Genomic DNA, 18,039 nt, shown 5'->3' on the forward strand with positions numbered 1-18,039 from the left:
ATGAGGCTGGGACAAAAGTCCTAGCCTCTCAATTGTTTTTGGATTGTCGAGCAAGACGCAGTGGTTGAGTGGGCTCTACTACGCTGATTTCATCAGCTTTTACAGCCCTACTCAACTGTGCGGAGGTGGGACGACGAAATCGAATTCTAACGAATTACCGATTTCTGTCCCACTCTCTTTTCTTTTGGATTTTATGAAGTCGCCACTGAAAGAGAATGCCACTTGTAACCAAACTGGCAATTAGACCAATCCAATACCCATAGGGGCCTAAGCTGGTAAAATGATCCAAGAAGAGCCCCATAGGCAGTGAGACACCCCAATAAGCAATCAAGCCCAAGTAAAATGGCACTTGAGTATCCTTGTATCCCCGTAGAATGCCCTGCAAAGGAGCCGCAAAAGTATCTGCCAGTTGGAAAAAGAGGCTGTATGTCATAAAAATAGAAGTCAGTCGGATAAAATCTGGATTAGAGCCATACAAGGCTGCAACTCTACCTCGGAAAATATAGAGAAAGCTCAGCGTAAAAATAGCAAAAATCAAGGCTGCAACTCGGCCTAATTTACAGTATTTTTTCACATCCTCGTATCTCTTAGCGCCCAGCTCATAAGAAACAATAATCGCCATAGCGGTGGAGATACTCATAGGAAAGGCATACATTAAGTTTGAAAAATTCATGGCCGCCTGATGGCTGGCAATGATTAAAGAGGAGAATTTTGCCATGACCAAGCCAACAACTGAGAAAATCACAACTTCTGCAAAGACTGTTCCCCCTATTGGCAACCCTAAGAGAAAACCTTCAGCTAATCCTGCTTTGTTCAGGGGACGAGTTTTCCAGAGCTCATATGCACGGACTTTGGGATGTTTGACTGCTAAGAGCAAGGAAATGAACAATAAGGCCCAGTAGGACAAAGAAGTTCCTAGTCCAGATCCAGCTCCGCCCATTTCTGGAAAGCCAAAAGCTCCGTAAATCAAGACATAATTAAAGATACCATTTAAGGGCAAAAGTAAGAGTATGAGATACATAGAAAGCTTTGTCAGCCCCAAAGCATCAAAAAGCGAGCGAATAACGCTAAAGAGCAAAAGTGGGATGATACCTAGCCCCAGATACCAAAGGTAATGCTTGGCTACTCCTTCTACCAAAGGCTCTAATCCAAGGCGAGCCAAAACCAGAGGAGCCCCCAGAAATACTAAAGTAAATAAAACAAGTGACAGCCCCAAAGAAAGATAGATAAACTGATAAAAATCTGAGGCAATTTTTCCTGCTTTCCCCTGTCCCAAATGATGTCCGATTATCGGCACTAAGGCAGACACAATTCCCGTCAGCAAGTCGAAAAATGGGATCCAAAGACTGGTTGCCATGGACACTCCAGCCAAATGCAACGTATTATACTGCCCAGTCATGGTGGTATCGACAAAAGATGCTGAAAAATTTGCCAGCTGATAAATCAGGATAGGAACAAAAATTGAGACAAACAAGCGCAGCCGCTGCTTTAAATGATAAGTCTGATACATGATAATTCCCCTTTTATTATCTACTTTAACTATACTACAAGCTGGCTGAATAGTCAAAAAAAGCTGGAAAATCCAGCTCTTTTCTTATTTATTTTTGCGATTTAAGATAGCGTTTAGGACAATGGCAATCAGACTGGCCATGACAATTCCGTTTGAGAAGAACATCTGAAGACTGGTCGGTAAGCTGTTGAAAAGACTGCTACCATTGAGTCCGACACCTGCTGAAATAGAAACTGCTGCAATGAGGAAATTGTGTTCATTGTGCTCAAAGTCAACACGCGCTAAGATTTGCATCCCCTGAACGGACACAAAACCAAACATGACCAGCATGGCACCACCAAGAACTGGACTTGGGATAATCTGCGCCAAGGCTCCGAATTTTGGCAAAAGGCCGAGGAGAATCAGGAAACCAGCGGCATAATAAATCGGCAACCGCGTCTTGATACCAGATAATTTGACCAAGCCAACATTCTGAGAAAATCCTGTGTAAGGGAAAGTATTGAAGATACCACCCAACAAGACCGCAAGTCCTTCTGCTCGGTAGCCATTTCGTAAGCGGGTGCTGTCAATTTCATCTTTGGTAATGTCAGAAAGAGCTAAGTACACCCCTGTTGACTCTACTAAGGAAACCGTTGCGATGATACACATCATCACGATAGAAGAAAATTCAAATTTTGGCGCCCCGAAATAGAAAGGTGTTGGCACATGAACCAGCGGAGCCTGTGCGACTGGCGTCAGATCTACCAAGCCCATGGCACCGGCAATGCCCGTTCCGACAATCAAACCAATCAAAATAGAGATGGATTTGATAAAACCTTTGGTGAAAATGTTAATCAATAGAATAATCAGTACCGTCACAGCTGCTAGAATCAGACTTTGGGCGGTTGGTTTGTCTACGTTATTTCCCATATTACCAATAGCTACTGGAATCAAGGTCAACCCAATAGTCGTAATGACCGAACCAGTCACAACCGAAGGAAATAGATTGGCGATTTTTGAGAAAATCCCTGCAATGGCAACAACATAAATCCCTGATGCAATCAAGGCACCAAACATGGCACCACTACCGTGACTCTGCCCAATGATAATCAAGGGAGCAACGGACTGGAAGGCCACGCCCAGCACGACTGGCAAACCGATACCAAAATACTTATTTAGCTGTAGCTGCAAAAGGGTTGCAATACCACACATGAAAATATCGGTCGAAATCAGATAGGTCAATTGCTCAGCCGAATAGCCCAAAGCCCCAGCGATCATAATTGGCACCAGGATGGAGCCCGAATACATAGCCAACAAATGCTGCAAACCTAAAACGGCTGCCTGTGAATGTTTTTCTTCGTTGTAGTTCATCTTATAAGTCTGCCTCTCTAAATACAACTTTCCCATTTTCGAATCTGTCAATTCGAGCCAGCGAAAGAACTGTTTGTCCTTGCGCTTCTAGCAAGCTTCGACCATCTTGGAAGGATTTCTCAATCACGATTCCAACAGCTGCTACCTCAGCGCCCGCTTCTTCAATGATTTTAACCAGGCCTTTGGCGGCTTGGCCGTTTGCCAAGAAATCATCGATAACCAGAACCTTGTCTGCAGGGTTTAAGAATTTGCCTGCGATGGAGACCGTTGAAGTAACTTGCTTGGTAAAGGAATACACTTCTGCTGTTAAAATCCCTTCAGTCATGGTGATGTTCTTAGATTTTTTAGCAAAAATCATCGGAACACCCAAAGCTTCCGCCGTGTAGACAGCCGGTACAATCCCCGAAGCCTCAATCGTTACAACCTTTGTAATGCCTGTATCCCTGAAATGCTCAGCAAATACCTGACCAATTTCTTTCATGAGCGAAAAATCAACCTGATGGGTCAGGAAAGAGTCAACTTTGAGAATATTTTCTCCCAAAACGTTGCCGTCTTGCAGAATTCTCTCTTCTAATTTTTTCATATTTTCTCCTTTTTAATAGTCCCAATAAATCGAAAAAGGACCTACTATATAAGCAAGTCCCTCTTTTCAACGACAAACAGCCTGGCACTGAAAGTACCAGAAAGTCATTAGACTCACTTATTGTTAGATGTTTGGCATCTTGTAGAGACCTTGCCCCAATCATTAGCAAGATAAATAAGTTTCTTATATATTCAATTAATGGGCATCGCCATTCCAGATGGAATTTTTGACGATGACATAGTCCACGCGAGTTAGGCTATGCAAATCACGACCCCCCGCATAGGAAATCGAGCTCTGCAAATCCTGCTCCATTTCAGTTAATGTGTCTTGCAAATGTCCCTTGGCTGGCAGCAAAATTTTCTTGCCTTCGACATTTTTATAAGCACCCTTTTGATACTCGGATGCAGAACCATAGTATTCTTTAAACTTATCACCATCTACTTCAATGGTTTCACCTGGGCTTTCAATGTGGCCAGCAAAGAGCGAACCAATCATGACCATGCTGGCTCCAAAACGGATAGATTTGGCAATATCTCCATGCGTCCGAATTCCACCGTCCGCAATAATAGGCTTGCGGGCAACCTTTGAACACCAACGAAGCGCAGACAACTGCCAGCCGCCCGTACCAAAACCTGTCTTGACTTTGGTAATGCAGACCTTGCCTGGGCCGATGCCAACTTTAGTTGCATCCGCGCCAGCATTTTCCAGCTCCCGCACGGCTTCTGGAGTTCCAACATTTCCTGCAATGACAAAGGTATCTGGCAATTCTTTCTTGATGTGTTGAATCATTTGAATCACACTGTCTGAGTGCCCATGCGCAATATCAATCGTAATATATTCTGGCGCGTCATCTTTGAGGCTGCTAACGAAGTCATATTCATAGTCTTTCACACCGACTGAAATAGAAGCAATCAGGCCTTGCTCATGCATTCGTTTGACGAATGGTTTGCGACCTTCCTCATCGAAACGGTGCATGATGTAGAAATAGCCCCCTCGAGCAAGCTCTTCAGCGACAGATTCATCAATAATCGTCTGCATATTGGACGGTACGACCGGCATCCGAAACCTATGTTTACCGAATTTCACACTGGTGTCAGCTTCCGAACGGCTTTTCACAATACATTTCGCTGGGATTAGTTGAATATCTTCATAGTCAAAAACCTGAAAATCATTGAGCATGGAAAACTCCTTATCAATACTTAAAAATGACCTACCTATGCTATTCAGCATCGCTATATCTATCCAGACATTTCCAGAAAAAGTATATCACAAGGTCCAGGTTTTGTAAAACATTTTAGTCGAATTATAGAGTAACGTTCGTAAATTAAGAAAAAACACGGGTGCCCGTGTTTTAATCTTTCTTATCTGTATTTGAGTTGGAGTCTTCTGCTCCTCCATCGACTGCCTTTTTAAACTCTGAAAACATTTTTCCAATCGACTGCCCTAGCTCTGGCAGACGTTTTGGTCCAAAAATCAGCAAGGCTCCTAGAACGATAACGATAAGGCCCGGTAGTCCGATGTCTTTTAAAATTCCCATTACGATATTCTCCTTTTCTCAATCATTTTACTCAGTAGGATACTGACTTCATACAGCAAAATCAGCGGTACTGTCATTGACAAGTCACTGATAAAATCAGCCGGCGTCAAGATTACTGCTAATACCAATAAAATGAAATAAGCATAGCGTCTATATTTTATCAAAAATTGCGGTTTGAGCAAACCGATTGATGTCAGAAAGGTCACAATGACAGGCAATTCAAACAAGCAAGCAATCGGAATGGTCGTGTGAAATAGAAAGGATAGGTAGTTCTGCGCTGTCATCTGAACGACAAATAAACCATCTCCTAAAGAGAGCAGAACTTGCAAAATAGCAGGGCTGACAAAGTAAAAACCAAAGGCCAAGCCCAAGACAAAGCTGAAAAATGTAGCTGGTATATAAGCAAAAATCGCCTTGACCTCACTATTTCTAAGAGCAGGGCGGATAAATTCCCAAATCTGATAGACCATAAAAGGCAGGGTCAGTGAGAAAGCCACAAGACTAGCCAGGCTAATATAAATCCAAAGAATGTCGTCTGGTCCCAATACAATCAGCTTCTGCTCAAAAGAAGCGGTCAACCATTTGTAAATATTCGCTGCAAAAAGCAGACTGACCAGAAAAATCAAACCGAACCAGATTAAAACAGCTATAAAACGCCATCTAAATTCCGTCAAGTGCTCAACAACGGTCTGTTCCTTACTAGACATCTGCTCGCTCCTTTTGCTGATTTCTAAAGGTCACATAAAGGACAACGACAAGAAAGATGGCTTGACTTAGAAACACTTCTAGGCTCGGATAAATCCCCAGCCAATCAATGGTTGGAAGATGAGCAAGCAAGTGACTAGGGAAAATAGCTGTTAATTGCAGGGCATGAATGCTGACACCCAACATCTTAAAGGCCAAGGCATAGATCAACCAGGTCAGACCAAAGAAAATCCGATGAGGCCGAATGAAACTGCTGGCCTTGGTCATTAGAATTGCGAGCAAGACTAAAACCAAAATAGCAAGTCCCAGTCCTAAAAAGAAGTCTAGAGCAGTAATTCGTGGCAAAATGCCTGCATAGAACAAGATGGTCTCTGCTCCCTCACGGAAAACAGCGAGAAAGCTCAGGGCAAACATAGAAATAAAGCTACCACTGGCTGTCACTGCCTGCATCTGACTTTCCATGAATTCATTCCACTTCTTGACAGAGGACTTGCTGTGGAGCCAAATGCCGACCAAAATCATCATGACGACTGCAAAAATCCCCACTGCCCCCTCAATAATTTCACGATTGGAGCCAGAGGCGACAGCTGGAAAAAGAGTCTGCAGCAAAATAGCAATGGCCGCACTGGCTAGTACGCCCAAGCCAGCACCAGTATAGACCCATTTGAGGCCTTTTTTCATCTTGGAGGCCTTGAGCGTCGTGACAAGTGCCATCACAATCAGCAAAGCCTCAACGCCCTCGCGCAACAAAATCAGCATGGCATCAAAGAAAGTATAAGCTCCGCTAGTATCAATCTGCTCTAGCTCACCAATCAAGGCTTCGAGCTGGTCTTGATAGTCCTTATCCTTGCCCTTCACCATGATGACAGGCGACTGGCTTTCTACTTTTGTATAGAGGGAAGGATTTTTAGTGCTGACATCTCCTTCAACGCTTGGCCAAATCATGATAAATTTCTTCATCGCAGCCTTGCCCTGCTTTTCGTCTCCTTTTTGGAAAGCAAGCAGAGCTTTTTTCAAAAGACCAATACCATCTGCCAGTGTAAGATTTTCACTGCTAGCAGACGCTTCCTCTCCCTTGACAAAGCTATCAATCGCTGCCGTCAGGTCATCATAGGAAGTTTGAATGGCTTCAAAATCCGTTGGCTCTGTCTCGATGGCACTCCGTAAAAAGGAAATGGCCGTCTCCACTTTGCCATAATGAGCCGTACTATGATCCCGCACCACGCCTTCATTGGCGGTCCAAGTCGAATTCATTTTTTTATAGGCTTCACGAATCTTTTCAAGATCCTTGGTCTCAATCACTGCCTGAAGAGCTTGAAACTTTGATTCTAGTTTATTGACTAGCTTGGTTTTTTCCGCCTCAAGATCAACGGGATTCTGCTCCTTTTCAAAAGCTAAAAGAGCAGCTGAAACCTTGGTCAGCTTGTCCTCTGTTACATCGCCCGAGATAGTCAATGCCTTGCTGACTTCTTTCCCTGCAACTGAGTCATGATTGCTTAAAGTTGCAAATTCAGTCTGGATTTCCTCCAGCAATTGTTTGGCACTGGCTTGGTCACCCTTTTGAACAGCGGTGCTAGCATCCGTAATCTTGATAAAGAGATTGCTATAAGAATCCTCAGCTGATACAGGCTGAACTAGTAGCAAGAGAGTCAGGAGCAAAAACAGGAGTTTATTCAAATAATTTCTGACCAAGATATTCTCCTTTTTTGACACCGCCGAAGCAAGCAAACAAGCCACTGCCTACATGGGTGACATATTCATTCATCTTATCCTGTGCTCCAAGATTGGTCTGGACTTTGATAAAACTGTCGGGATCCTTTTGGAAAGAGATAAAAAGCAAACCTGTATCAAATTGACCGGTTGTTTCGTCAATACCATCTGAATAAGAATAGGAACGGCGATAGAGAGGCTTGTCGACTTCTTTGGCCAGTCGCACATGTGCATCAACTGGAAGCAAGTCCAAGTCTACCTCGTCAAATTCATTCGTCTTGCCAAAGGGCGCTCCGCTCTCCTTATAACGACCAAAGGTGTTTTCCTGCTCTTGCAAATTGGTCCGATCCCAAGTCTCAAGAAACATCTGGATTCGGCGGACAGCCATATAAGAGCCACCCTTCATCCAGTCCTTGCTGTCACACCAAACCACCTTGTCAAAATCTTTCTCCTTGGTTACATTGGCCGTGCCGTCTTTAAAACCAAATAGATTGCGGGGAGTGGACATACGATCGCCAATGGCAGCAAAGCCAGCCTGACTCCATTTCATGGTGACAGCATTTCGCGCTTTACGAACCAGATTGCGAACAGCATGAAAAGCCACCTGTTCATCATCCGCGCAAGCTTGAATAACAATGTCACCGCCAGTATATTTCTCTTTTAGTTGTTCCTTAGGGAAAGGAGGCATATCGCGAAATTCCTTGGGCTTTTTATCCTCCAAGCCCATTTTTTTCAGGAAAGAGGCGGAGACGCCAAAGGTCAAGGTCAGTCGATAAGGGTTGAGGCCGACCGTTTCTCCAGTATCCGTAGGAGGCAAGAGAGCATTGGCGCCGTCTTTTTTGACCAGCTCTCCATTGACCAACTTTTCACTGTAAGCGGTCCAGTCCTTGAACATCTGAATAATGGTCTCCCTATCCATCGTATGCAAATCCAGAATGACAAAATAGATATTCTTTTGCATAGCTGTCGTAATGCCAGCTTGATGTTCACCGTAAAAACTGATTTCTTCCCCACCATCAGCAAATTTCTTGTCTTCCTTCGCTTGATTAGCGAAAAAAGCAGATGCACTGGAGACACCCAGCGCTAAGCCTGCGCCTCCAATCCCTGCTTTTTTAAGAAATTCCCGACGATTCATTTTTTTATTAAACCATTTTTCGTCCTTGGTCATCTTCTTACTTCCCATCTAGGATGATTCCCATTTGCGAGAGAGGTTCGCCCAGTTTTGTGACAGCTTCTCCTAGCTCTTTGGTATCTTCCTTGCTCAATTCGGTATAAAGTTTATAATTTTCAGAGTCCGTCATCTGCTTGTCTAGTAGACTATTGACATTCTTGAACTCAGTTTCTATACTTTTTACCAGTTTTTCATCTTTCTTCGCAATCAAAGGTTTAAAGAGTTCAAAAATCTTTTCTGCCCCTTGGATATTGGCACGGAAATCATATAGATCCGTATGGGAAAAGATTTCTTCTTCACCAGTAATCTTGCTGGTCGCCACTTCGTTGAGCAGGTCAACTGCACCAGTCAGCATGATGTCTGGCGTAACCTCAACAGTCGCAATTTTAGCCTTTAATTCTTTAATGTCATTGACCAGCTGATCTGCATATTTCTCTGTCCCCGCCGTTGTGTTACTTTCCCACAGAATTTTTTCAATCCGGTGGAAACCCGACCAGCCTTCTTCGGTCTTGTTTTCATCCAGATAGTCAGCTAAGCGGAAGTCAATTTTCACATCAGACTCTCCGAAGCTCTCGGCAATCGGCTCTGAACGCTCGTAGCTCATACGAATCAGCGGATACATTTTCTTGGCTTCGTCAAGCTTGCCTTCTTTGAGCGTATCTCTGAACTTCTCCGTATCCGTCAGTAATTGGTCGATTTCTTTCTGTACAAAAGCCTTATACTCTGTTGTTGCCTTATCCAAAGCTTTCTGGTCAGAAGCCGAAAGACTCGTTTTAGCTTCCGAACTGCTGGCACTTGTAGTTGAGTTTTGATTGACAGTACAACCAGTCAGTAAAATAGCTATTGAAAATAGGGCAATTCCAAGTTTTTTCATCTTGACTCCTTTATTTTCCCTCAAGGGGGCGAATTCTTACAAATTATAACAGTTTTTTTCTCATATTTCAACAAATTGTCAGATAATTATAATAAAACTCATCTTTCTGAGTCAATAAACAATTATTTTAAAGCAAGATATCTTTAATTTTGCCAATTTCCGTTTTCTTAACGACTACATAAATCGTATCTCCTAAGTAAAGACGACTGGCTCCGTTGACCGTCTGGGTCTTGCCTTTATGGATATTCATGGTGATTAAAACGCCATGTGGCAGCTCCAATTCATGCACTTGTCGCCCTGCAATTTTTTCTGAAACAGGAATTTCAATCAGGGTTGTCTCACCGTCATCTTCAATCCGATGAGGCAGCATTTTTTCAAGCATAGCTTCATAAACAGGCGCTCCTTTTAGCAGATCCATGGCAATATAAGCCATCAGAGTGACCAAGCCCAGTGGCATAAGGTTACGGATATCTCCAACCATCTCCGTCACGAGAATCATAGCCGTTAGTGGAGCCTTAGAAATAGCACCAAAATACCCGCTCATTCCCAAGATGATAAAGATTGGAAATTGTTCCGACGTGATAAAGCCAGCCTCTACACAAAGGGCTCCAATTGCTGCGCCTAGTAAAGAACCCAAAGCCAGAATGGGCAGAAAAATACCGCCTGGTAGACCACTACCATAACTTATCATACTCCATACAAAACGGAGTAAGAAAAAGAGAAGCAAGGTTCCCACTGTATAATGAGCACTCGTCAGAGACAGAATCAGCTGATTGCCACCCCCCAGCAAATGAGGAAGAAAATAACCAATCGGAACGATCAAGACAAAGGCAAAAATCGAATAATAATTTTTCGGCAACCTAAAAAATTTTCCCAGAGCTTCATAAACCACATGAATATTAAGAACTGCTTTTTCATAGACAAAGCCAGCCAAGCCCAGAAATAAGCCCATTAAAATATAAATCCAGTACTGCTCCAAGCCCATGAATGGAATATTATCTGGCATATCCAAAACAGGAGTCAAGCCAAACATAGACAGCGAAATGAAATTTGCCACCAAACTTGCAGCCAAAGTTGAGACCCAAAAAACTCGAGAAAAATGATGGTAAACTTCCTCAACCACAAAGAGCAAACCTGCAATCGGTGCATTAAAAGCTGCGGCCAGACCCGCAGCTGCACCGCTGGCAATCAAGGCACGTTCTTCCAATGGACTCAACTTCAGCCACTTTGAAATACCTTTTCCGCTCATAGCACCCAGTTGAATACTTGGTCCCTCTCGTCCCAGCATCAAACCACTGGAAATCGCCAACGTACCAACCAAGAATTTTTTCCAGAGAATGCTCCACCAAGAAAGTGACATCAAGCCTTTCAGCTCAGCCTCAACCTGCGGAATCCCCGAACCTTTTATATCCCTTTCCGTACGTACTAATCTAGCATTTATGAAGACAATAAAAGCATACAAGAAAAGCAGTGCCATCAGCCAACCCCACTCGCTCCTGCCCTTTACATAAGCCGCCTGAACCAAGTGAAAACTTTTCTCAATCAAAAAACGAAATGCTCCCACTACTAATCCCGCAAAAATGCCCACCAGAATCCCCCTGGACACTTGGAAAATAATGGAGCTGGACATAAAATTAAATTCTTTTTTCGTATCAGAAATTTGTTCTTTTTGTTTTATCATCATTTCTCTCCCAAAGACCTTATAGCAACATTTTAGCACAAAATATAGCCCAGAAACAAGGTAATATCTATTATAGTTTTTCTTTCATCTCTTAAACTTTACAGACCAGCTATCAAAAACACGACCTTGAAGGTCGTGTTGCGTTTATATTGACAAATCTTCCTGCTCGATTTTCTGAGCTGTTCGGTAGGCTTGGCAAAAGATAAAGACAGCTACAGCAGTCATGGCTGGCGTGATGATCAGAATATCTGTTTCAATAGAAGTCAACGGAGAGTTCCATAGGAAATGGAGTACAAAAGCTGACAAGAAATAAAATAGTCCAGCTTTAAAGTAGGCCTTTTGTGTCTTGGCAAATCGGAACATCAGGGCTAAGCCGATAGTGGTCAAAGCAGTGTAGAGCCAGTGAGAAGCTACCCCACCAGTGATACGACCTAAGATACCAGAGATAGTGAAGGAAAAACCTTCAGGCAGATCAGAAAGGATATATGAGAAATCTTCACTGATTTGGAAGCCCATACCAGCTGTAATTCCTAGCAGTAAAAAGGCTCTCAGTTTCTTGACTGGCACTAGATAGACAGCGAAAGCAACTGCTAAGAGCTTGAGTGGTTCTTCAACCAGAGGAGCAGCGAGGGCATTCTCCAGATAACTAATCACAGTATTTGGAAAGCTCGTGCTGACCCACTCATGGATATAGGTATTGGCCAAGCCAGAAGTCCAGCCAGAAATGAAAAGACCACCCAGCAGAGCTACACCTAGGCTAAATGCAGGCGTCTGCCATTTTTTACCCAAACTGCGAATCAAAAGCAGAGCTGGGATGATATAAAGCAGCGCCAAGAGGGCTGACAGTCCGACAATTCCATAAGCAGTACCTGACATACTGCCAGTGGTATAAGCTTGTGTCTCGTATTCCAAGCCGATCGCGCTCAGAAGGAGAAAAGTGAAAAGAACAATATTTTTCTTCATATAGCAACTTTCTAAAATTTTATTTTCATCTTAGTATAACAGAAAAATACAAAAGATAGCTATTTTAGATACTAATTAGAACACTACTGCTGATCTATCTTCGTTCTGGAGACTTAAAGTGTTTATCGCTTATGTTGAAGTGGAAGAGAAAATGAAGCAAGTCAATTTCCGGTGCTCAAAAAATCAAGATGACACTAGAAAAAGAAGGACTAATTCTATATTCTTGTCGTATCATGGCATCATGATAAAATTTGGATTGATTGCTCTCTATCAAAAAGCATAATTCATGTTATTTCATCTGGGGCACAGAGATTTCGGAAAAAGAAAAGACAAAGCAACCGAAAAGGCTACTTTGTCTTCGATTTTGAACCCCCCTCATTGGGACTTTTCGAGAATTATTTTTCAGCTGTAAGTGCAGCCATTGTGATGTAGTTGTATGGTTTGTTGAAGTGTGGCAAGAAGAAGATATCTGTCAAAGCCAACTTATCAATGGTTACATGTTCTTGAATTGCCAGTGAGAACATGTGGATTCCCATACCGATTGCAGGATCATGAGATACCATTTGCGCACCAAGGATTTCACGGCTGTCTTTATCAAAGACAATCTTGATGGCTACTTCGTGGTTGTCATGTTTCATAAATTCTGGTTTTTGAAGGTCGTTAAAGCCAGTTTCAGTTGCGTTGTAGCCTGCTGCTTTTGCTTTTTCAAGAGTCAAACCAGTTGAAACCATGTGAAGGCCGTAGATAGAGATACCGTTTGAACCTTGCACACCGATGCCTTCAAGTTCATGACCGCAAGCGTTGTAAGCACCAACGATACCAGTACGTACAGCATTTGACGCAAGAGCGATGTAGCTTGTGTCTTTACGAGCGTTGTCATAAACAGTCGCACAGTCACCTACTGCGTAAACGCCAGGGATGGATGTTTCTTGTTTCTTGTCTACAAGGAAGGCACCGTTGCGGAAGAGTTCAATCTTACCATCAGCAAGAGCTGTGTTAGGACGGAAACCAACTGCAAGAACAACCATGTCCGCATCAAATGTTTCTTTGTCTGTTACCAAGCGTTCAACTTTGCCGTCACCTTGGATAGCTTTTACAGTTTGGCCAAGAGCCAAGCGGATGTTGTGGTCTTCCAAGTTCTTAGCCATCAATTGAGTGAAGTCCTTGTCATAGTAGCCATTCAAAACAGTATCTACGATATCAACAAGCACAACTTCTTTTCCAAGACGTTCAAAAGCTTCAGCAAGCTCAACACCGATGTAACCACCACCAACAACAGCGATACGCTCAAGGTGTTTGCTCTTGTCAGCAAGTTTGTTGATCACTTCTTCAGCATTTTGGTACAACTTAACAAATTGAACATTTTCAAGAGTTGTCTTGAATTCGCGGTTGCCTTCGACAATTTCAACACCTTCGATTGGTGGCAAGATTGGAGTAGATCCAGTCGCAAAGATCAATTTGTCGTAAGATTCTTTGTGTTCTTGACCTTCAACTTCTGCTGTAACAACCTTGTTGTCATAGTCGATTGAAAGAACAGGTGAATTCATGTAAATTCTAGCGCCTTTTTCTTCCAATTTTTCTTTGTTAGAGTAGAATAAGCCTTCAGGTCCGTCGATTTGTTCACCGATCCAAAGCGCCATTCCGCATCCTAGGAATGAGATGTTTGAGTTTTGGTCAAATACAACGATTTCATTTTCATGACCAAAGTTGTCCAACATAGTGTTGATACACGCAGTACCAGCGTGGTTAGCACCCACTACAACGATTTTACTCATAGAAATATTTCCTACCTTTTTCTAAATAAAGTTTTACCCGACTATTATAACAGAAGCTGGGAGCGTTTACAATCTATTTGCTCATAGATAGTAAAAAACGTGAAAGAAGAATGAAAATCTATGGAATCATGGTAGGAAACAACCTTTCTTTTACCTTAAATTTTCCGAAGTTATTTTCTGAAATTTAATAAAATAGAATTGCAAAAACGCTATCTTTTTGTTAAAATAAGATAGTCATAGAAAGAATAAGAAGGGTTACAACTATATGGATTTTACTTCTCGCTCGCTCCAACTGATGGGAAGCACAATCTGTATCTCACTTCTTCATGAAAGAGCTGAAACAATACTGGACGAGGCGATTAGTCTGCTTCATCTTTACAAAAATCGTTTTAGTGCAAACGATGATGATTCAGAATTGATGAAGATCAATCAAATGGCTGGAATTGGCTGGGTTCAGGTTCATCCTGATTTATTTGAATTAATTGAATTAGGAAAATTTCATAGTTTGAGTGAGACCAGTCATTTAAATATTACCATTGGTCCGCTTGTTCAGACTTGGCGAATTGGATTTTCCGATGCCCACCTTCCAAGCCCAGAGCAAATCAAACAAGGGCTCAGCCTGACAGATCCACATTTCATTCAACTGGATAAAACACGTTCCAGAGTGTTTCTGGAGAAGAAAGGCATGAAGCTTGATCTTGGTGCTTTGGCTAAGGGCTACATAGCTGACAAGATTAAACTCTATCTTCAAGGTGAAGGAGTCACCTCGGCTTTGATAAATCTGGGAGGGAATGTCCTCACTATCGGAGAAAACAAAGCTACCCATCGTGCTTGGAGAATTGGGATTCAGAATCCAAAACTTTCTAGAGGAAAACACTTGGCTGTCCTGTCGATTACTAATCAATCGGTCGTTACTTCTGGGACTTATGAGCGGACGCTAAAAGTTAAAGGCAAGACCTATCATCACATTTTAGATAGAAAAACAGGTTATCCGATTGAGAATCAGCTGGTCAGTCTCACGATCGTATCTGATAAGTCGGTAGACGGTGAAATCTGGACAACAAGACTCTTTGGAGAAACTCCTGCTTCTATCTTGGCGCAAGTTGAAAAACAAAGAGGAATCGAGTGCCTAATTGTTACTCGAGACGATCATATTTTTTACAGTTCAGGACTTGTAAAGAATCTATTGCAGTAATTAAAAATAAAAAAATATTTTAATTTAGGAAAGGAAATTCTATGTTAAAACTTATTGCGATTGTTGGAACAAATTCCAAACGTTCTACAAACCGTCAGCTTCTTCAATATATGCAGAAGCATTTTGCCGACAAGGCTGAAATCGAGCTGGTAGAGATTAAAGATATCCCTATGTTTAATAAACCTGCTGACAGGAACATCCCTGAGTTGGTATCAGAGATTGCGGAGAAAATCGATGCTGCTGATGGTGTACTCATTGGTACGCCTGAGTATGACCACTCTATCCCAGCTGTGCTTATGAACGCTCTGGCTTGGCTTTCTTATGGTATCTATCCACTGCTGAACAAGCCCGTTATGATTACCGGTGCTTCTTTCGGTACGCTTGGTTCCTCTCGTGCTCAACTGCAGCTCCGTCAAATTTTGAATGCTCCAGAACTCAAAGCAAACGTTCTTCCAGACGAGTTCCTACTTTCACATTCTCTCCAAGCCTTTGACCAAAATGGAGATTTAGTAGATCTTGATGTCATTAAAAAATTGGATGCAATTTTCGATGACTTCCGTATCTTTGTCAAAATTACAGATAAATTGCGTAACGCACAAGAGTTGCTTCGCAAAGATGCTGAAGAATTTGACTGGGAAAATTTGTAAGATAGGAGAGTAACAGAATGAAATTTATTGGACTTGTAGGATCAAACTACGAACAATCATATAACCGAAAATTATTGGAATTTATCCGTCGCCAATTCAAACTCAAATTTGAATTGGAAGTGCTAGAAATCGATGAAGTCCCAATGTTTAACCAAGATGAAAAATGGGATGAAAGTTTCCAATTGCGCCTTTTGTATAACAAAATTACACGGGCAGATGGTGTTATCATCGCTACTCCTGAGCACAACCATACTATCAGCGCCCCTTTGAAAAGTGTCTTAGAATGGCTTTCTTACGAAGTTCATCCTTTTGAAAACAAACCAGTTATGATTGTTGGCGCTTCTTACTACGATCAAGGAACTTCTCGTGCTCAAGTACATTTGCGTAAAATCTTAGATGCTCCAGGTGTCAATGCTTACACCCTTCCAGGAAATGAATTCCTGCTGGGCAAAGCCAAGGAAGCTTTTGACAATGATGGCAATATCACCAACGAAGGAACTGTGAATTTCCTTGAAACATGCTTAGATAACTTTATCAAATATGTAGAGGTCGTTTCAAAATTGAAAAAACCAAAACCAATTGAACCTGAAGACTTAGATGTGACAAACCCAATCGCTACAACCATTCAAGGTGTTGACCCTGATGATCCAGAGTGGGTTGAAAAAGCTGCAGAAATCGTTGGTGCTGTGTCTGGTGATACTTATGTCAAACTTGACCATGGTATCTTGACTGTTAACCAAATTGACATGTTCTTGAAGGCTATGCCATTTGAATTAACCTATGCAGATGACAACAATCAATTTCTTTACTACAACAATGCTCACCAAGATCCAGATACAATGTTTGCGAAACGTGTCCCATCTCAATCAGGTGGCCGTCTCTCAACGCTACACAACTCTCTTCCTGCTGCGCGCATGAAGAACGTTGAATGGGTAGTTGGAGTCCTTCGTAATGGTGACCAAGAGTACGTTCGTACAATCGTTCCAGGCTCACCTGCAGGTGTTATCAACACGCACAACTACCAAGCGATGTACTATCCTGATGGATCATACGCTGGTATCAATGAAATCGTCTTTAACTTCCAACCGTGGCTTAACTGGTATTTGCAAGCAACTGGCCAACGTTTGGTTGGAGGTAGCGGACCATTTGCTCCTGCTGCTGGAGGTCATGGAGATGCAGATGCTACTTCTGGTGCTTCAGATGCTGGTGGTCATGGAGGCGGAGACGCTGACGCGACTTCAGGTGCCAGTGCGTAAGAATACAATCTACATATAGGATTCTATTACACAGATTACTTCCCAATCTGTGATAAGAAAAAGGCTTAAAACCGTGGTTTTAAGCCTTTTATCCTGCTTTCTTTACGATTCAATAATTTCAATGATTTCCTGTGCTTCTGCTTCAGTACATGCTACCAAAGGCAGACGCAGTGGACCAACATGAAAGCCTTGATGATTAAGAACTGCTTTCAATGGAGCTGGGCTGCTGACGGAGAAGAGGGCATCAACTTTAGGTAAGAGCTGACGATGGATCCGTGCTGCTTCTTGGATATCCCCTTGATCCAAAGCAGTAAACATATTATAAAAATCATCTCCATTAGTATGAGCCGCTACTGAAATAACGCCTTGCGCACCGAGTGCTTTAGCATGAAAGGCTTGGCCATCTTCGCCTGTATAGACCAAGAAATCTTTTGGCGCATTTTCGACTAATCTAGCAATTGTATCTACTCCCGTGCAGTCTTTAATGGCAATGATATTGGGTAAATCAGCTAGACGTAAGGAGGTTTCTACAGTTAGTCCAGCAACCGTCCGACCGGGGATATTATAGACAATAATGGGGAGATTTGATGCTTCGGCAATCGCCTTATAATGCTGATAAAGTCCCTCTTGAGTAGGTTTGTTATAATAAGGTGTGACGGCTAAACCAGCAGCAAAGCCACCAAATTCATCTACTTCTCGAGCAAATTGAATTGAATCTCGCGTGTCATTGGTCCCAATTCCGGCAATCAAAGGCACACGTCCTGCTACAATACGCTGGACTTCTGAAAAGAGCTCAAGTTCTTCTTCGTGAGTCAAGGTTGGGCTTTCCCCTGTCGTTCCAGCTAGAAGAATTCCTTCTGTATGATGCGCTAACAGATGCTCAATCAGTTTTGGAAGAGCTTCAAAGTTGATACTTCCATCTTCTTTGAAGGGCGTGACTAGGGCAGTAATGATTCTTGCGTCTTTTAAATCTGTAATGGACATGTCTCTCCTCCTTTAGTTGCGAAGCTATAAGAAAATATAGGAAGAGCAGTAATCAGCTATAGGCTGCTCGTACCCCTTTCCTATATTTTTAGTAGATA

General features: G+C 42.5%; 16 protein-coding genes and 1 riboswitch. Of the genes, 3 read left to right on the top strand and 13 right to left on the bottom strand.

Features of this window, described 5'->3' with window-relative positions; all coding sequences use genetic code 11:
- Positions 1-154: 154 nt before the first annotated feature.
- From FZ952_RS07620 to nox, 12 genes are all read right to left on the bottom strand, one after another.
- On the bottom strand, positions 155-1,510 hold the full coding sequence (locus FZ952_RS07620; RefSeq protein ID WP_148881215.1) for an MATE family efflux transporter: 1,356 nt from the start codon (positions 1,508-1,510) through the stop codon (positions 155-157).
- 84 nt (positions 1,511-1,594) lie between these two features.
- Positions 1,595-2,860, bottom strand: a complete 1,266-nt coding sequence (locus tag FZ952_RS07625) for a nucleobase:cation symporter-2 family protein (RefSeq protein ID WP_148881216.1) — start codon at positions 2,858-2,860, stop codon at positions 1,595-1,597.
- A 1-nt stretch (position 2,861) separates the two neighbouring features.
- On the bottom strand, positions 2,862-3,443 hold the full coding sequence (locus FZ952_RS07630) for a xanthine phosphoribosyltransferase (RefSeq protein WP_148881217.1): 582 nt from the start codon (positions 3,441-3,443) through the stop codon (positions 2,862-2,864).
- Between the two features lie 100 nt (positions 3,444-3,543).
- Positions 3,544-3,641: riboswitch (purine riboswitch) on the bottom strand.
- Complete coding sequence (gene guaC / locus FZ952_RS07635) at positions 3,639-4,622, bottom strand: GMP reductase (protein ID WP_148881218.1); 984 nt, start codon at positions 4,620-4,622, stop codon at positions 3,639-3,641. (Overlaps the previous riboswitch by 3 nt.)
- 172 nt (positions 4,623-4,794) lie before the next feature.
- Positions 4,795-4,980, bottom strand: a complete 186-nt coding sequence (locus tag FZ952_RS07640; protein WP_148881219.1) for a twin-arginine translocase TatA/TatE family subunit — start codon at positions 4,978-4,980, stop codon at positions 4,795-4,797.
- The gene (gene tatC / locus FZ952_RS07645) at positions 4,980-5,687 is read right to left on the bottom strand and encodes a twin-arginine translocase subunit TatC (RefSeq protein WP_148881220.1); all 708 of its coding nucleotides are present in this window, start codon (positions 5,685-5,687) and stop codon (positions 4,980-4,982) included. The genes FZ952_RS07640 and tatC overlap by 1 nt, the downstream gene beginning before the upstream one ends.
- Positions 5,680-7,377 (bottom strand): FTR1 family protein, encoded by a 1,698-nt coding sequence (locus FZ952_RS07650; RefSeq protein ID WP_148881221.1) that lies wholly within the window; start codon positions 7,375-7,377, stop codon positions 5,680-5,682. The genes tatC and FZ952_RS07650 overlap by 8 nt, the downstream gene beginning before the upstream one ends.
- On the bottom strand, positions 7,355-8,563 hold the full coding sequence (efeB, locus tag FZ952_RS07655; RefSeq protein WP_148881222.1) for an iron uptake transporter deferrochelatase/peroxidase subunit: 1,209 nt from the start codon (positions 8,561-8,563) through the stop codon (positions 7,355-7,357). The genes FZ952_RS07650 and efeB overlap by 23 nt, the downstream gene beginning before the upstream one ends.
- A gap of 4 nt (positions 8,564-8,567) precedes the next feature.
- Complete coding sequence (efeO, locus tag FZ952_RS07660) at positions 8,568-9,440, bottom strand: iron uptake system protein EfeO (RefSeq protein WP_148881223.1); 873 nt, start codon at positions 9,438-9,440, stop codon at positions 8,568-8,570.
- A 127-nt stretch (positions 9,441-9,567) separates the two neighbouring features.
- A complete protein-coding gene (locus tag FZ952_RS07665; RefSeq protein ID WP_148881224.1) occupies positions 9,568-11,121 on the bottom strand; it encodes a chloride channel protein in 1,554 nt (517 codons plus the stop codon).
- A gap of 144 nt (positions 11,122-11,265) precedes the next feature.
- Positions 11,266-12,084 carry a PrsW family intramembrane metalloprotease gene (locus FZ952_RS07670; protein WP_148881225.1) on the bottom strand — a complete coding sequence of 273 codons (819 nt, stop codon included), beginning with the start codon at positions 12,082-12,084 and terminating at the stop codon, positions 11,266-11,268.
- A gap of 395 nt (positions 12,085-12,479) precedes the next feature.
- Positions 12,480-13,859, bottom strand: a complete 1,380-nt coding sequence (nox, locus tag FZ952_RS07675) for a H2O-forming NADH oxidase (protein ID WP_148881226.1) — start codon at positions 13,857-13,859, stop codon at positions 12,480-12,482.
- Between the two features lie 265 nt (positions 13,860-14,124).
- Here nox and FZ952_RS07680 point away from each other — a divergent pair, with 265 nt between their 5' ends.
- The 3 genes from FZ952_RS07680 to FZ952_RS07690 are packed head-to-tail and all read left to right on the top strand — an operon-like array spanning position 14,125 to position 16,957.
- Positions 14,125-15,054: an FAD:protein FMN transferase gene (locus FZ952_RS07680; protein ID WP_148881227.1), complete on the top strand. Its 930-nt coding sequence runs from the start codon at positions 14,125-14,127 to the stop codon at positions 15,052-15,054.
- Positions 15,055-15,095: 41 nt separating this feature from the next.
- Positions 15,096-15,701: an NADPH-dependent FMN reductase gene (locus FZ952_RS07685; protein ID WP_062198296.1), complete on the top strand. Its 606-nt coding sequence runs from the start codon at positions 15,096-15,098 to the stop codon at positions 15,699-15,701.
- A 17-nt stretch (positions 15,702-15,718) separates the two neighbouring features.
- Entirely contained in the window at positions 15,719-16,957 is a 1,239-nt protein-coding gene (locus tag FZ952_RS07690; protein ID WP_148881228.1) for an NAD(P)H-dependent oxidoreductase, read from the top strand.
- A 102-nt stretch (positions 16,958-17,059) separates the two neighbouring features.
- On the opposite strand, the gene dapA is transcribed toward FZ952_RS07690, so the two are convergent.
- Complete coding sequence (gene dapA / locus FZ952_RS07695; protein ID WP_148881229.1) at positions 17,060-17,941, bottom strand: 4-hydroxy-tetrahydrodipicolinate synthase; 882 nt, start codon at positions 17,939-17,941, stop codon at positions 17,060-17,062.
- Between the last annotated feature and the right edge of the window lie 98 nt (positions 17,942-18,039).

It is taken from the genome of Streptococcus sp. Marseille-P7376, assembly GCF_902460385.1.
GTDB lineage: Bacteria > Bacillota > Bacilli > Lactobacillales > Streptococcaceae > Streptococcus > Streptococcus sinensis.

What these genes read in the sequence shown, in the direction of transcription:
- tatC (WP_148881220.1), bottom strand. Translation starts at nt 5,687, where the DNA reads ATGTCTAGTAAGGAACAGACCGTTGTTGAGCACTTGACGGAATTTAGA.
- FZ952_RS07680 (WP_148881227.1), top strand. Translation starts at nt 14,125, where the DNA reads ATGGATTTTACTTCTCGCTCGCTCCAACTGATGGGAAGCACAATCTGT.
- FZ952_RS07625 (WP_148881216.1), bottom strand. Translation starts at nt 2,860, where the DNA reads ATGAACTACAACGAAGAAAAACATTCACAGGCAGCCGTTTTAGGTTTG.
- FZ952_RS07690 (WP_148881228.1), top strand. Translation starts at nt 15,719, where the DNA reads ATGAAATTTATTGGACTTGTAGGATCAAACTACGAACAATCATATAAC.
- guaC (WP_148881218.1), bottom strand. Translation starts at nt 4,622, where the DNA reads ATGCTCAATGATTTTCAGGTTTTTGACTATGAAGATATTCAACTAATC.
- FZ952_RS07620 (WP_148881215.1), bottom strand. Translation starts at nt 1,510, where the DNA reads ATGTATCAGACTTATCATTTAAAGCAGCGGCTGCGCTTGTTTGTCTCA.
- FZ952_RS07630 (WP_148881217.1), bottom strand. Translation starts at nt 3,443, where the DNA reads ATGAAAAAATTAGAAGAGAGAATTCTGCAAGACGGCAACGTTTTGGGA.
- FZ952_RS07670 (WP_148881225.1), bottom strand. Translation starts at nt 12,084, where the DNA reads ATGAAGAAAAATATTGTTCTTTTCACTTTTCTCCTTCTGAGCGCGATC.
- efeO (WP_148881223.1), bottom strand. Translation starts at nt 9,440, where the DNA reads ATGAAAAAACTTGGAATTGCCCTATTTTCAATAGCTATTTTACTGACT.
- nox (WP_148881226.1), bottom strand. Translation starts at nt 13,859, where the DNA reads ATGAGTAAAATCGTTGTAGTGGGTGCTAACCACGCTGGTACTGCGTGT.
- FZ952_RS07640 (WP_148881219.1), bottom strand. Translation starts at nt 4,980, where the DNA reads ATGGGAATTTTAAAAGACATCGGACTACCGGGCCTTATCGTTATCGTT.
- FZ952_RS07665 (WP_148881224.1), bottom strand. Translation starts at nt 11,121, where the DNA reads ATGATAAAACAAAAAGAACAAATTTCTGATACGAAAAAAGAATTTAAT.
- dapA (WP_148881229.1), bottom strand. Translation starts at nt 17,941, where the DNA reads ATGTCCATTACAGATTTAAAAGACGCAAGAATCATTACTGCCCTAGTC.
- efeB (WP_148881222.1), bottom strand. Translation starts at nt 8,563, where the DNA reads ATGACCAAGGACGAAAAATGGTTTAATAAAAAAATGAATCGTCGGGAA.
- FZ952_RS07685 (WP_062198296.1), top strand. Translation starts at nt 15,096, where the DNA reads ATGTTAAAACTTATTGCGATTGTTGGAACAAATTCCAAACGTTCTACA.